Here is a 12,907-nt window from a genome sequence, read left to right as displayed (position 1 = left end):
TTGCCGCTGACCATGCGCCGCCGCTGGATCGCCGACGAAGTTGATCACACAAGCGGACGCGCCGCCCTGACGGGAGAGCATGCCCTGCATCTGGCGCGCGTGCTGCGCGCCACTCCTGGCCAGCAATTCGATATCGTAACCCAGGTTGATGGGCGGGCGGTCGTGCGTGCAGGCCGCATTACTTCGGTCACAGAGCAACGGGTGGAATTTGAGTTAGGCGAAGAGCTACCTGATGACGGCTCAGTTTCTTCCGTCACGCTCTTGCTTGCAGTCTTCAAGTTCGATCGCATGGAGTGGGCCATTGAAAAAGCGGTTGAACTGGGCGTGGAACGCATCATTCCCGTGATCGCACGGCGCACGGAAAAACATCTTGCCGCTGCTGCCGATAAAAGAGCTGAACGCTGGCGGCGCATTGCACGCGAAGCCTCGCAACAGTCGCGCCGCGCTTCACTACCGGAGATTGCCGGTCCGCTGAAGCTGGAGGCGGCGATACAATGCGTGCAGGGCTTATGTATTGTGCTTGCCGAGAGTGAACGCACACAGTCTTTGAAGCAGATTTTGGAAAATGCGGCCGAAGCCGGTCCGCTGGGGCTGGCGATCGGTCCCGAGGGTGGTTGGACGGCGGATGAACTCAAGCAATTCGCCGATTCCAGGTGGTACTCGGCGTCTCTTGGCCCGACGATCTTGCGCGCCGAAACTGCGGCCATTGCCGCGTTGGCAGTGGTGATGGCAATGGCGGGCAGAGAATAAAGGACATTAGGGCCAACCCAACGCTAAGTATTTTTCAGAGTTGCTGGCGGGGCAACTCTACCGCATAATGGCCAGTCTGTCTTCCCACGTTCATGTCTGCTCAGCACAATCAACTCGATGATGCTCAACGCGCTGCGGTAGAGCACGTTCACGGCCCCATGCTGGTCGTGGCCGGCGCCGGGACGGGCAAGACCACGGTGCTGGAGCAGCGCATCGCTTATTTGATCCGCAACCTTCACGCCGCGCCGGAAGAGATTCTTGCCGTTACTTATACGGAAAATGCCGCCAAAAACCTGCATGACCGGGTTGCAAACCTGCTGGCGAGCGAAAATATTTCTGCCAGCGGGCTGTGTGCTTCCACTTTTCACGCCTACTGTTATGGGGTGTTGCGCAAACATGGAGAGGCCTTCCAGGTGCTTAACCGTGAGGACCTTTGGATCTATCTGCGCCGCAACGTTGCGCAACTGCCGCTGGAGCGCTTTATCAAGGCGGCCAATCCCGGGAAGTTTCTCGATGACCTGCTGAGTTTTTATGACCGCTGCCGCGATGAGCTGGTGCGAGCCTCCGATTATCGAAACTATGTTCAGCGCCTTCGGGCAGGTGAGCTGCCTTTGCCACGTATAGGCCGCACGAAGGAATTTGAAGAACTCTCGCGCGATGAAGTGGTGGTGCTCTGCGAGGAGATTGCCCAGGTCTACGCCAAAGTGGAGCAGATGCTGGCGGCAAAGAACATGGGAACGTTTGGCGACATGATCGCGGATGCGCTGGAAATTCTGCGGCAGGATTTCGTTTTGCTGGAGCAGGAGCAAAAACATACGCGCTTCATATTGATTGACGAGTTTCAGGATTCCAACGTCGCCCAGATTGAGCTGGCAGCGCTGCTGGCGGGCGCAGAGCAAAACGTCTTTGCCGTGGGAGACCCTGACCAGGCCATTTATCGCTTCCGTGGGGCCACCAGCGGAGCTTTCGATGAATTTGCACGGCGCTTCCCGAAAGTTCAGCACGGACGGCTGGAGCGTAACCACCGCTCACTTTCTCCGATCTTGCAGATCGCTTTTGCCGCGATTGTCAAGAATCCCGATGTTGTTGGCTGGAAGAGAGCAGCGCTGCGCTCAGCGCGTGAGGAAGAGGCCAGCAGGCAGGGCAAGCCGCCGGCAGCACCGCCGGCGACCGTGGTCATGACGCCGGATATCTGCGCTGAAGCTGCCGACATCGCTGAACTGGTTCGCGAGCGTCACGCCACTCGTGATGCTTCTGACGATGAGCTACAGTGGCGCGACTTTGCCGTTCTTTACCGCACTCATGCGCAGCGGGAAAAGCTGACGGAAGAATTTTCTCTGCGCAACATCCCTTTCACGGTCACGGGCATTGATGTGCTGGAAAGCACTCCAATTCGCGACTTACTGGCGGTGCTGCGCGCAGTGATCTCTTCCCGGGATGCGATCAGCCTCTTTCGCGCCGCCGCTCTGCCGCAATTTGAGATTGACCCCAAAGCTTTGCATGACGCATTGCTCCAAACCGGCAGCGAGACTGATCTCATTGCTGCGCTGGGGAAGCTGGAAGGCGGCCGAAAATTGCTCGAGGCGATACAAAGCTGCCGAAGCCGGTTGGAGAAATATCCGAGGGCCGCGCAGACGATTCGCCGAGTCATTGAAGTTTTCAGCTTAGATGCTGCGAGCGAGGCGCTGACGGTATTCCGCGATTTTGTGAACGAGTGGGAGAAGAAGCCGATTACCGAAGATGGCTCGCTGTACGAATTTTTGGAATACCTCGAGTTTTTCAAAGAAGCCCGCGGAACGGTGCCTTTGCAGAAACCAGACGACCAACTGGATGCGGTTCGCCTGCTCACCGTACATGCCGCCAAAGGGCTGGAGTGGAAGCAGGTACACGTCATCCGGCTGAATACAGGATCGTTTCCCCTGCGCTGTCAGGAGCCGCTGTTCGCTTTTCCCGATGCCTTGCGGCGGTCTCCGCATGGCGGAGATGAAGACGATAAGAAATTGCATCATGAAGAAGAGCGCCGGCTGTTCTATGTAGCCGTGACCCGTGCCGCCGACCACCTGCTCTTGTATGCGCGTCCGGGACGGGGGAAGGACGGAACGCCCGACGGATTTCTGCGGGAGCTGTTGAAAGAGAAATCTCTGGCGCAAGTTCTGCATCAACGTCCGGCGCGGCCTTACGTGAAGACAGAAGCCGAGACCATACAACCAGCAGCTTCGATTGCGCGCTGGCTCGAGCTTCCCGCGCAACGCGACTTCAGCCGCATGCCGTTGAGCGCAACTGCGATTGAGAGTTACAAGATCTGTCCTTTGCGCTTCAAAATCGAGCACGACTGGCAGTTGCCGGGAGAGACGCCCGCGGCGATGCTGTTTGGCAATGTCATGCATACGGTCCTGAAATTTCACTTCGACGAGGTGCGCGCCGGGCGGCAGCCTGGCGCCGAAAGACTTTTGCCACGCTTCCGCGAACTGATGTCGCACATGCCATTTGAGGATCCCCTGCAACAGCAGCTCTATCTAAAACACGGTACGACGCAGCTCGAAACTTTTCTCGAAACAAACAAGGCCGGGCCTCCGGTTCTGGTTCTCAACACGGAGAGGACATTCCGGATCGAGATTGGCGGGACCGAAGTCATTGGCCGCATGGACCGGCTGGATGCGCTCGATTCCGCAAATCGGGTTGCAATCACCGATTACAAGACCGGACGTCCGCGTGACCAGCAAAATGCCGATGAAAGCCTGCAGCTTTCCATCTATGCGATCGCCGCAGCGCGCGCGTGGGGTTTGCATCCTGAGCGGCTGATCTTTCATAACCTGGAAGACGACACGCGAATCGAAACCTCCCGCTCCGCCGAGCAGTTGAGCGCGCATGAAGATGAGATTCGCCAGGTGGCCAGCGATATCGCAGAAGGCAAGTTCGAGCCGACTCCGGGGTTCCATTGCCGAAGCTGCGCCTACTACACGCTTTGTCCGGAGACCGAGCAGAGGCTTTACACAATCCAGAAAACCCTGCAAGCTGTTCCTACAGGAGCCCATTGATGTCGCCGATGGCAATAGCCGTCATTGTGCTAGTAGCGGTTGCGCTGGCCGGACTTTTAGTCTGGCTGTTGCGCAGCGGTTCGCAGCGCGAGATGCAGGCACTGCACAACCAGATGAACCTGCTGCGCGAGAGTTCGGAGAAATCCATTCAAAGCATTACCTCGGTTTTTGGCACGCAGATGCAGGGCCTAAGCAGCAACATGCAGGGCTCGCTGACTTCGGTGATGGCGGAGGTAGGGAACCGTTTGAACGCCATGAACCAGCACGTGGCCGAGCGCCTGAACGAAAATGCTGAGGCCATGCGCTCCAGCTCCAAAGAGGTCAACGACCGCATTGCCAACGTGCAAAGCACCTTTGCCGGTCTGCAGAAGCAAGTGGGCACGATGACCGAGCAGGCGCGGCAACTGGGAGAGCTTTCGCGCTCGATGTCTGAATTGGAGCGCGTCTTAAGTGCGCCCAAGCTGCGAGGCGGCTTCGGCGAGACCCAGCTTGAAAACATGCTGGCCAGCGTCTTTGCGCGCGAGCAGTTCTGCATGCAATACAGGTTTCCTTCCGGCGAGGTTGCTGACGCGGTGCTGCACTTTGAGAAAGGCATGGTGGCCATTGATTCCAAGTTTTCCCTGGAAAACTTCAGGCGCATTGCGGAAGCACAGACTGACGCTGACAAAAAGACAGCACGCAAGAAGTTCCTTAAGGATGTGCGGGAGCGCATTGATGAGATCGCTGCTCGCTATATCCGCCCGGCGGAGGGGACCATGCCTTTTGCCCTGATGTATATCCCGGCGGAGAACGTGTATTACGAGGCCATCATCCGCGACGAAGATGAAAATGATCTCTACTCCTATTGCGTGCAGAAGCGGGTGATGCCGGTATCGCCGAACTCGCTGTACGCCTACCTGCAGACCATCCTGGTGGGATTGAACAGCATGCGCATCAGCCAGCGCGCGGAAGGCATCTTGCGAGAGCTGCAATCGCTGGAAGTGGAGCTGGAAGAGTTTGATGAAGTCTACGCCAAGCTGGGCACGCACCTGCGCAATGCCGCGCGCAGCTACGAAGACAGCACACGCGAGTTTGCGCGCATCGGCAATCGGGTGCAGAGCCTAGCCGGCAGCAATGCGCCGGAGCAGATGACGCTGGCGGGCGAGTTCAAGAAGCAGGCGATCGGTTCGGGAGAGACGTAGTTCATCGATTCATTGCGTGATTGAAGAAATAAAAAGTTAAAGGGGACGCATTTTGCGTCCCCTTTGGTTTTCGCTTTTCGCTAAAGCGATGTTACTTCTTTTTCTTTTTGGCTTTCTTTTTTGCTGGCATTGCTATTCTCCCTTCCATTCTGCATGGAATGTGTTGCAACGATGCTCTGTTGCGATTAAGCAATGTATAGAAGGATTGAAAAATGAAGTCAAGAAAAAAATACACATGAAGTCATTATTCAGATACACCCCAACCGGGGTCTCAAAGAAAAAAATCGCCGAAGAATTTTGTTTTACCGTCTGAGTCCGAGTTTTTTACGTTCGAGCTCAGCGAGTTCTGAAAAGCTCATCGCATGTGCTCCAACATCACTCGTCCCACAAGACCAGAGAAGAGATCTTGCCAGGCGTGGGTCACCATGCCAGGACGGAGACTCCTGCGCCATATTGCGAGCAGGCCGAAGAGAAAACCGTAAGTTCCGAGGACGACCATCAATTTCACACCCTGGTAACCATGCGCGGCGCCGAACACAACTGCCTGCAAAAGCGCGGCGAGATATACGTTGCCCGTCATGGCGTGGAACTGTTTCTGCAGGTAGCCACGGCATATGAGCTCTTCGCAAAGCCCCGCCGTGATGGCCAGGCCGATGTAAAAAACTATTTCCAGCTTGGTTTGGGGAAATAGAAAACCGATCTTGGCCAGCCGCTCCTTGGCCAGGTTTTCTGCGTCGTGCATCTTTACGATGCCCAGTGCGTATTGCATGCCGGCCAGAACAGCGACGGATACGATCCAGAAGCCTGCTGCGATGGCGATATCGAGCAGAAAATCTTCTGGTGATTTCCATCTTCCGCCGATCAGGTCACGCAAACGGATGCCACGACGATGGATCCCCAGCCATACGAAGCCGACCAGTATCCATTCGAAGGCGATGGTTGTGATGTAGAGCGGCATGCGTCCGTGCTGCTGTACGACTCCGTTGAGCGTATGTGCCTGCCCGCCCGAGGCAAGCACCATAATTCCAACAAGTATCAAGGTGTGCCACCAGGGCGCGAGCAGACGATAGTACTTTGGTTGTTCGACGGCTGGAGTTACGGGAGTCGTGGTTGCCAAGTGTCACCTCGTTAGCTTTCGTCTAAGGGCTCCGCGGTAAACCGCTTCGCCCTCGCGCTACGCTCGCGCGATCCGGCGCTCGCTTCGCGCTCACCCTTATTGTGAAGCTGTCATCCATCTTATAATGAAGAATTAGAGATTGCTTCCAGGAGTGTTCTGTATGCCTGCTTACAACGAAAACGATGTTGTCATTATCTCCGGTGTGCGTACGCCGGTAGGGAAGTTTCAAGGATCGCTGACGGAGCTGAGCGCAGTACAGCTTGGTGCGATTGCAGTGCGCGAGGCGGTGAAGCGTGCCCAGGTTGATCCCAAGCAGGTGGATGAGTGCATCATGGGCAACGTAGTCTCCGCCGGCCTGGGACAAAACCCGGCGCGGCAGGCGGCGCTCAATGGCGGACTCGCTCCCGAAGTCGGCGCGATGACCATCAACAAAGTTTGTGGCTCCGGATTAAAAGCCGTTGCGCTCGGGGCACAGGCCATTCAAACGGGCAACAGCGAGATTGTGGTCGCAGGCGGAATGGAATCCATGACGAACGCTCCGTATCTGCTGCCGCAGGCGCGCAAAGGATACCGGCTGGGCAATGCGCAAATTATTGACTCGATGGTGAACGATGGTCTGTGGGACGTTTACAACAATTACCACATGGGCATGACCGGCGAGAACGTGGCCGAGAAGTACGGCATCACGCGTGAGCAGCAGGATGAGTACGCGCTCAACTCGCACCGCAAAGCTGCGGAAGCATGGAAGGAATGCCGCTTCAAGTCGCAGATTGTTCCCGTCGAGTTGCCGGCCAGGAAAAAAGGCGAGGCGCCGGTTTTGTTTGATAAAGATGAATCGGTCCGGGAAGATACGACTATTGAAGCTCTGCGCGCGCTCAAGCCTGCATTCAAAAAAGATGGGACAGTGACCGCAGGCAACGCTCCCGGCGTGAACGATGGCGCTGCAGCGTTAGTGGTGACCAGCTATAAGCGCGCCAAGCAACTGGGCGCGGAACCGATGGCGCGCATCGTGGCCCAGGCAACGAGCGGTGTGGAACCGGCGTGGGTGATGATGGCTCCAGTGTCAGGCGTACGCAAGATCTGGCAGAAGACTGGATGGAAGGCCGACGATGTTGATCTTTACGAACTCAACGAGGCGTTTTCCGTGCAGGCCATCGCTGTAATGAAGGAACTTGGCCTCGACCCAGCCCGGGTCAACGTGAATGGCGGAGCTGTGGCCATAGGACATCCCATTGGCGCAAGCGGCGCGCGGGTCTTAGTAACGCTGCTCTACGAAATGATTCGCCGCGATGCCCACAGAGGCATTGCCGCACTGTGCCTGGGCGGAGGAAATTCGGTGGCGATGGCGGTGGAGAGATAAAGTAAATGCCGAATTCCGATTTAGAAAAGGCTTTGGCTGACGGCTGAGTGCTGAATGCTTCTTTATTACCATTTCTTGAACAGCTTCTGCAGGCGGGTGTACAGATCCCTGGTGGATTCATACAGTTCGTTCAGGCCGTTGTTGTCGAGATCAATATCGCCGGCGTCTATATCCATAGAGATGCGGTGGTTCAAGCCGGCGACGACGCGAACGCGGTCCTCATTCAGCTTGTGAAGAGCCTGGAAGGGGTCACGGTTCTGTGATTGCAATTCCATCCATTGCTGCACCGCGCTTGCGGCTCGCCGAGCGTGATCAACGCTATTTTTGAATTCTTGCAGGATGCGCGGATCTACGATCTCCGGACGGAAGGCCGCTGGCAGCTCCTCCAACTCACGGACCAGTTGTTCGAGACGATCGGCAACTTGCGGATCAGCAGCGGGCGCCGTTTTCTTGGCGCTCTCGGTTTGTGGACGGTTATGAACCAGGAGAAGACTGCGGTCATGCAAGAGTGCAGGCGAAGGTTTGGGAGCGAACAAAACTGAATTTGGATTGGGAGCGGAAGCGGCTTCTCCATTTTGAGACTTTACTGCCAGGCCTTGCAGGATGGAACGCAGTTCTACCTGGTCTTCATCCCCCATTTCTGCGAATGAGATTCCCATGCCGACTCCGTGATGCGTGGTGCGCACGATACCGAGTGCTTGTACCTGCACTCCAAAAATTTTCAGTCGGACATAAACCCGCGTATCCACCGGCAAAGGAGAGGTGGTTTCGGCGTAACAGCCGGAGATGCTGATATCACTGAGGCCGCACCAAATTGGGATGCTGCCGCCTTCCGGGCCTACTTCCGCCGTGCCGTTGCAAGCGTAGCGGGTGGCTGCCCGCATTTCACCGGAACGGCCCTCAATCCTTGTGACCCTGGCGGCTTCAGCGGCCAAAGCTGTGGGAGTGAGCGCAGCGAAAGCAGACACGTTTCCGCGGTCCGGAGACAAGAAGGGGGACTTAGGTGTTTTTACTTCGTAAATGTCTATCGAACTGGCTTGAGGAAGCGGAACGCCCCAGATGTATCTCTCGGGATCCATGGAGTGGATGCCAGCTTCTCCGCCACGAGTGGTTCCCGGGTCGCCAATCCATTGGATGGTGAAGTTGGCTTTCTTTAATCCGTGCTGTATGCGGATGACCTCGCCGGTCTTATCCAGACAGAACAGGTCGCGCAGGCGCGCGCCACTTCTGGTGATATCCGCAGTATAAGCAGATTGGATGAATGGTTTCCCATTTCGATCCATCCCCCACACTCGGACGGGCAGGCTGATCTCAATACGTGGTTCGGCTCTGCGGCCCATAAAATAAAGTCTTCATCCAAGGGCTCCGCAGCCAAAATCAAGCTGCTGCGCCGTCGCGCTCGCCCTTTCAAGATAGAGATTGAGAACTTGCTTGCTCCAGCACACCCCTTTGATTGGCGCGCCGGAATGGCCCTGGAATTAAGCGATGTTACTGCGAATAAGCCCATTTTTCAAGCAAGATTTTTAAGTACAGGTGCAATGAAACAAAGTACCAAAATGGGACTTACTGGAAAAGAAGTCTCGCAAGACAGAATCCCACAAAGCGGGACTTTGATCTAAGGGATCTAAGGAGCCGCAGGAGCTTAAAGCCCAATATTTATTAGGGCGCGTTACCGCACGGATAAAGAGGCTGCGGAAAAAGTCTTTCCACCACGATTTTTGTTTTGCAGGCGCTAAAGCCCAACACCTTCTGAACGACTTATGGCCCGACTAAAGTCGAGCCCTGATACACGTCTTCTGTAACGAAGAGTCTTTCCGCAAGCTCTAAATCCGTGCCCTGACACAACCCTATTGATGAAACAAGCCTACGAAGAACGTCACAGCCAGAAGATCAAACATTGACAAAGCTTTTACAGGCAGTTGATAAAGCTGTGACAGTTGCACTTTGGTTTCTTTCTAACCTTACAAAATGCAGTACGACGTTTTGCATTGACCCCGCAAGTGACGACTTCCCGGGTTCTACCTAAAAACTTCAAGCCCAAAACTGATTTTGCAAGGAGAAAGCAATGAAGCACCAGTTCCCCTTTATGAAGAAACTCAAAAATATCAACCCTCAAATGTTGTTGGTCATCATCAGCTTGACGATGCTCCTTCCAGGTATTGTTTTTGCGGAGCAACCACCGGCGCCATGCCATGCTAATCCAAATGCCGCGCAGGACCGCGCAACCGTAGCCAATCGCGGAGACGTTCGTAAACTGCCCCAGCCGCTCAAAGACAGGCTCACGCAGTTAGCGGACCGGCCGCACTCGTTCTTGCCGATCCAGGCATTTGCCGAGGCGGATGGGCCGAGTCAGCTCTTTCAGTACTACCTGCTCGACACGACCGGCTTTGAACCTAATGTCTTCACCGCGCTGTTTCCGGGCGTGAATGACGCGGTCCAATTAACTGCCACTGGCGGGAATTGCGGTCTTCCCACTGTGGGCTCGGTTCGTGTTGTGCTGGAGCCGAAACCCGGGCTGCCTACCGATCCTAACAATCCCCGAGCTTTTGTTGATGTGTTCACTGACATCTCGCCGCTGTTTGTTATCAACAACGAAAGCGGCTGGTATGAGGGCTGGATGATCCACGACCTGACCGTTCCTGCTGTGAACCCAACGCCGCGTTCTGATGGTCACGCACAATTTGGAACCATCCTGCCGGCGGACGCAGCCAGGCTTAGGGCAATGGGCAGCGGCAACAACACTCCCGGCAACATCTTCACGGTGGATGGCAGACTGGTACACTTCCCCAGCCCGTTCGATCACTTTCCCGACGTGCAAACCAACGTGGTTCCCATTCAGGAGAGCATGGGCGCTTACAACGCTATGCAACAAAGCGATGTGCACTCTTATTGGGAGTTCAACTACCAGGGTACGAACTGGATTCATCCTCTTTACGAGCTGCCTTTCACCGGAGGACTGGCGGACAGCACCGGTGAAATCCCTGACGCTTTTATTGACGGCGAGATCGGCAAGCTGCTCTCCATTGTTCCGGGCTCAGGCCCTGACGGAGTTAGAAATGATCCTGTGAGAGTGGGCGATGACCCCAACCTTCCGCGCGACCCAGATAAATTCGATGGCACGGTTGATGCGCAACGCGAGTTCCGCGAGCGTGGCGTGCCCAGCGGCCTGGCCAATGAGATTTATCTGGATGTTTACGAGAGGCTGGCATCGTTTGAGCCTCATGTGAAAAATCTGCAACGGCGGTTGTTCGACGCTTATGCCATCGAAGTCGCAAGAGTGGATTCCAACGGCGACGGCATCATCTCGGCGGTAGAGGGTGATATTGATACCCCGTCCGATGGGTTCCCCAACAACGAGCGGTTGTATCTTCCTCCTACCGCGTTTAACCGCTTTGCCGTAACCCGTGAGATCAACGACGGCATTCTGGCGCCCAGATTTGCCCCAAGCCAGCGTGCCTGGGTGTTGAGCGGATTCCGGGTCGGCGTAACGCCCGCGGCCCCCGCATCTACCGGGCGCGACGCTGACGACAGGTAAGGTGGTTGCTATCCCCGCCGGATCCCCTATCCGGCCTTTGCAATCACCGACCACCAATTCGGGCGGAGCTGCCTATTCATAGGCCGCTCCGCTCGGTGGTGCGTCCGATTGAAGGAGAAAGCTTGATCGGACGATTTTTTCGATTTCCTGCCTTTTCACGCCTAGACCGTTTTCTTTTTTTGTGGCTGCCGTTATACTCCGCAATTTAACCCCTGTTATCCTTTTACTTTGATTCCCTTATGCTCTTCAAAACTCTCAGCGCGGCGGTTTATGGGATAGACGCCAACATCATCGAAGTCGAGGTGGATGTCTCTGGCATCAAGATCAACGAAGACCGGTTTCATACCGTGGGTTTGCCCGATGCCGCGGTGCGCGAGAGCCGGGAGCGGGTCCGCGCGGCTTTGAAAAACTGCGGCTACGATGTCCCGCCGACGCATATCACCATCAACCTTGCGCCTGCCGACATCAAGAAAGAAGGCTCAGGATTCGACCTGCCCATGGCCTTGGGAATCATTGGCGCCTATGGCGGGCTGATTAAGAAAGAACTCAAGGAATATGTGCTGGTGGGCGAGCTGTCGCTCGATGGCGGCATCCGGGGGGTGCGTGGCGCTCTGCCGATTGCCATGGCCACCCGCAACCGCAAGATCCTGAACCTGATTGTGCCTGAGGTCAACGCGCGCGAAGCAGCCGTGGTTGCGGGTGTGAATGTTTATCCGGTGAAGTCGCTGATGGAGGTAGTCCACTTCCTGAACCACAGCAATGGTATTGCTCCTTTAGCCAGCGATCCGGCTGCAGTCTTGCAGCAGGCGCAGCACTTCGCCGTGGATTTCAAAGATGTCCGCGGGCAGCAAACCGCTAAGCGTGCGCTTGAGGTTGCATGCGCCGGTGGGCACAACATCCTGATGATCGGGCCGCCGGGCTCGGGTAAAACCATGTTGGCCAAGCGTGTGCCCACCATCCTGCCGCCGTTTACCTTCGAAGAGGCTCTGGAGACCACCAAAATTCACAGCGTTGCCGGCGTGCTGGACGCGGGTACGGGATTGGTGGGTGTGAGGCCCTTTCGCTCGCCGCACCACACGATTTCCGATGCCGGGCTGATTGGCGGCGGGATTGTGCCGCGTCCGGGAGAGGTCTCGCTGGCCCACAATGGCGTACTCTTTCTGGACGAGCTGCCGGAATTTCCACGCAACGTTCTAGAGGTCATGCGCCAGCCACTGGAAGATGGCAGCGTCTGCATTGCGCGGGCCTCCATGTCGCTGACTTTTCCAGCCCGCTTCATGCTGGCGGCGGCGATGAATCCGTGTCCCTGCGGATTTTTTAATGACAAGTCGCGCGACTGCCAATGCACGCAGCCCATAATTCAGCGCTACATGTCCAAAATCTCAGGGCCGCTGCTCGATCGCATTGATATCCACATTGACGTGCCGGCTGTGAACTACAAAGAGCTACGCACGGGCAGCACACCAGAGAGCTCCGAGCAGGTTCGTGAGCGCGTCATACGCGCTCGTGAAGTGCAGCTTAATCGCTTTGCTGTCGCCGGCGAGCGGATTTACTCCAACGCCCAGATGGGCGCCAGGCAGATCAGGACATACTGTGAACTTTCTGGCGAGAGTGAGCGGCTGCTGGAGCGCGCGATGCAACAACAAGGGCTAAGCGCGCGGGCCCACGACAGAATTCTAAAAGTTGCGCGCACGATTGCCGACCTGGAAGGGACGTCTCAGATAGAAAGTTTGCATCTGGCCGAGGCGATCCAATATAGAACGCTTGATCGCACGTTTTGGGCCTAAATGGTGCCGGAATGCATTTTGTCGCTCCGGCTCCGTTCTGCTTCGTAAAATTCCGTACTGCACATGGAACATTACAAAATCGGGCTTAGCTAGTCCAAGCGGTTGAAACTAGCCAGGTTAGCAAGTGAACCGGTGGCGG

The 12,907-nt window shown here is 56.1% G+C and carries 8 protein-coding genes; 6 read left to right on the top strand and 2 right to left on the bottom strand.

Translation table 11 applies throughout. The annotated features are described in order from the left end of the window. From VK738_01225 to VK738_01215, 3 genes are all read left to right on the top strand, one after another. Nucleotides 1-750 (top strand): RsmE family RNA methyltransferase, encoded by a 750-nt coding sequence (locus VK738_01225; protein ID HTD21254.1) that lies wholly within the window; start codon nucleotides 1-3, stop codon nucleotides 748-750. Nucleotides 751-842: 92 nt separating this feature from the next. Beyond that, nucleotides 843-3,788: an ATP-dependent DNA helicase gene (locus VK738_01220; protein ID HTD21253.1), complete on the top strand. Its 2,946-nt coding sequence runs from the start codon at nucleotides 843-845 to the stop codon at nucleotides 3,786-3,788. After that, on the top strand, nucleotides 3,788-4,969 hold the full coding sequence (locus tag VK738_01215; protein HTD21252.1) for a DNA recombination protein RmuC: 1,182 nt from the start codon (nucleotides 3,788-3,790) through the stop codon (nucleotides 4,967-4,969). Before VK738_01220 ends, VK738_01215 begins: the two co-directional genes overlap by 1 nt. A gap of 355 nt (nucleotides 4,970-5,324) precedes the next feature. Here the strand turns inward: VK738_01215 and VK738_01210 are convergent, their stop codons facing one another. Further along, nucleotides 5,325-6,086 carry a type II CAAX endopeptidase family protein gene (locus tag VK738_01210; protein HTD21251.1) on the bottom strand — a complete coding sequence of 254 codons (762 nt, stop codon included), beginning with the start codon at nucleotides 6,084-6,086 and terminating at the stop codon, nucleotides 5,325-5,327. A gap of 160 nt (nucleotides 6,087-6,246) precedes the next feature. Here VK738_01210 and VK738_01205 point away from each other — a divergent pair, with 160 nt between their 5' ends. Continuing rightward, nucleotides 6,247-7,446 carry an acetyl-CoA C-acetyltransferase gene (locus VK738_01205; protein HTD21250.1) on the top strand — a complete coding sequence of 400 codons (1,200 nt, stop codon included), beginning with the start codon at nucleotides 6,247-6,249 and terminating at the stop codon, nucleotides 7,444-7,446. A 65-nt stretch (nucleotides 7,447-7,511) separates the two neighbouring features. On the opposite strand, the gene VK738_01200 is transcribed toward VK738_01205, so the two are convergent. Then, a complete protein-coding gene (locus VK738_01200) occupies nucleotides 7,512-8,786 on the bottom strand; it encodes a PilZ domain-containing protein (GenBank protein HTD21249.1) in 1,275 nt (424 codons plus the stop codon). A 725-nt stretch (nucleotides 8,787-9,511) separates the two neighbouring features. Here VK738_01200 and VK738_01195 point away from each other — a divergent pair. Continuing rightward, a complete protein-coding gene (locus VK738_01195) occupies nucleotides 9,512-10,981 on the top strand; it encodes a hypothetical protein (protein HTD21248.1) in 1,470 nt (489 codons plus the stop codon). Nucleotides 10,982-11,220: 239 nt separating this feature from the next. Beyond that, nucleotides 11,221-12,768 carry a YifB family Mg chelatase-like AAA ATPase gene (locus tag VK738_01190; protein ID HTD21247.1) on the top strand — a complete coding sequence of 516 codons (1,548 nt, stop codon included), beginning with the start codon at nucleotides 11,221-11,223 and terminating at the stop codon, nucleotides 12,766-12,768. Nucleotides 12,769-12,907: the final 139 nt, after the last annotated feature.

The sequence above is a fragment of the Terriglobales bacterium genome, assembly GCA_035487355.1.
GTDB lineage: Bacteria > Acidobacteriota > Terriglobia > Terriglobales > Acidobacteriaceae > QIAW01.
This window is presented reverse-complemented; position numbering and strand designations above follow the sequence as displayed.

What these genes read in the sequence shown, in the direction of transcription:
- VK738_01200 (HTD21249.1), bottom strand. Translation starts at nt 8,786, where the DNA reads ATGGGCCGCAGAGCCGAACCACGTATTGAGATCAGCCTGCCCGTCCGA.
- VK738_01190 (HTD21247.1), top strand. Translation starts at nt 11,221, where the DNA reads ATGCTCTTCAAAACTCTCAGCGCGGCGGTTTATGGGATAGACGCCAAC.
- VK738_01220 (HTD21253.1), top strand. Translation starts at nt 843, where the DNA reads ATGTCTGCTCAGCACAATCAACTCGATGATGCTCAACGCGCTGCGGTA.
- VK738_01205 (HTD21250.1), top strand. Translation starts at nt 6,247, where the DNA reads ATGCCTGCTTACAACGAAAACGATGTTGTCATTATCTCCGGTGTGCGT.
- VK738_01215 (HTD21252.1), top strand. Translation starts at nt 3,788, where the DNA reads ATGTCGCCGATGGCAATAGCCGTCATTGTGCTAGTAGCGGTTGCGCTG.
- VK738_01195 (HTD21248.1), top strand. Translation starts at nt 9,512, where the DNA reads ATGAAGCACCAGTTCCCCTTTATGAAGAAACTCAAAAATATCAACCCT.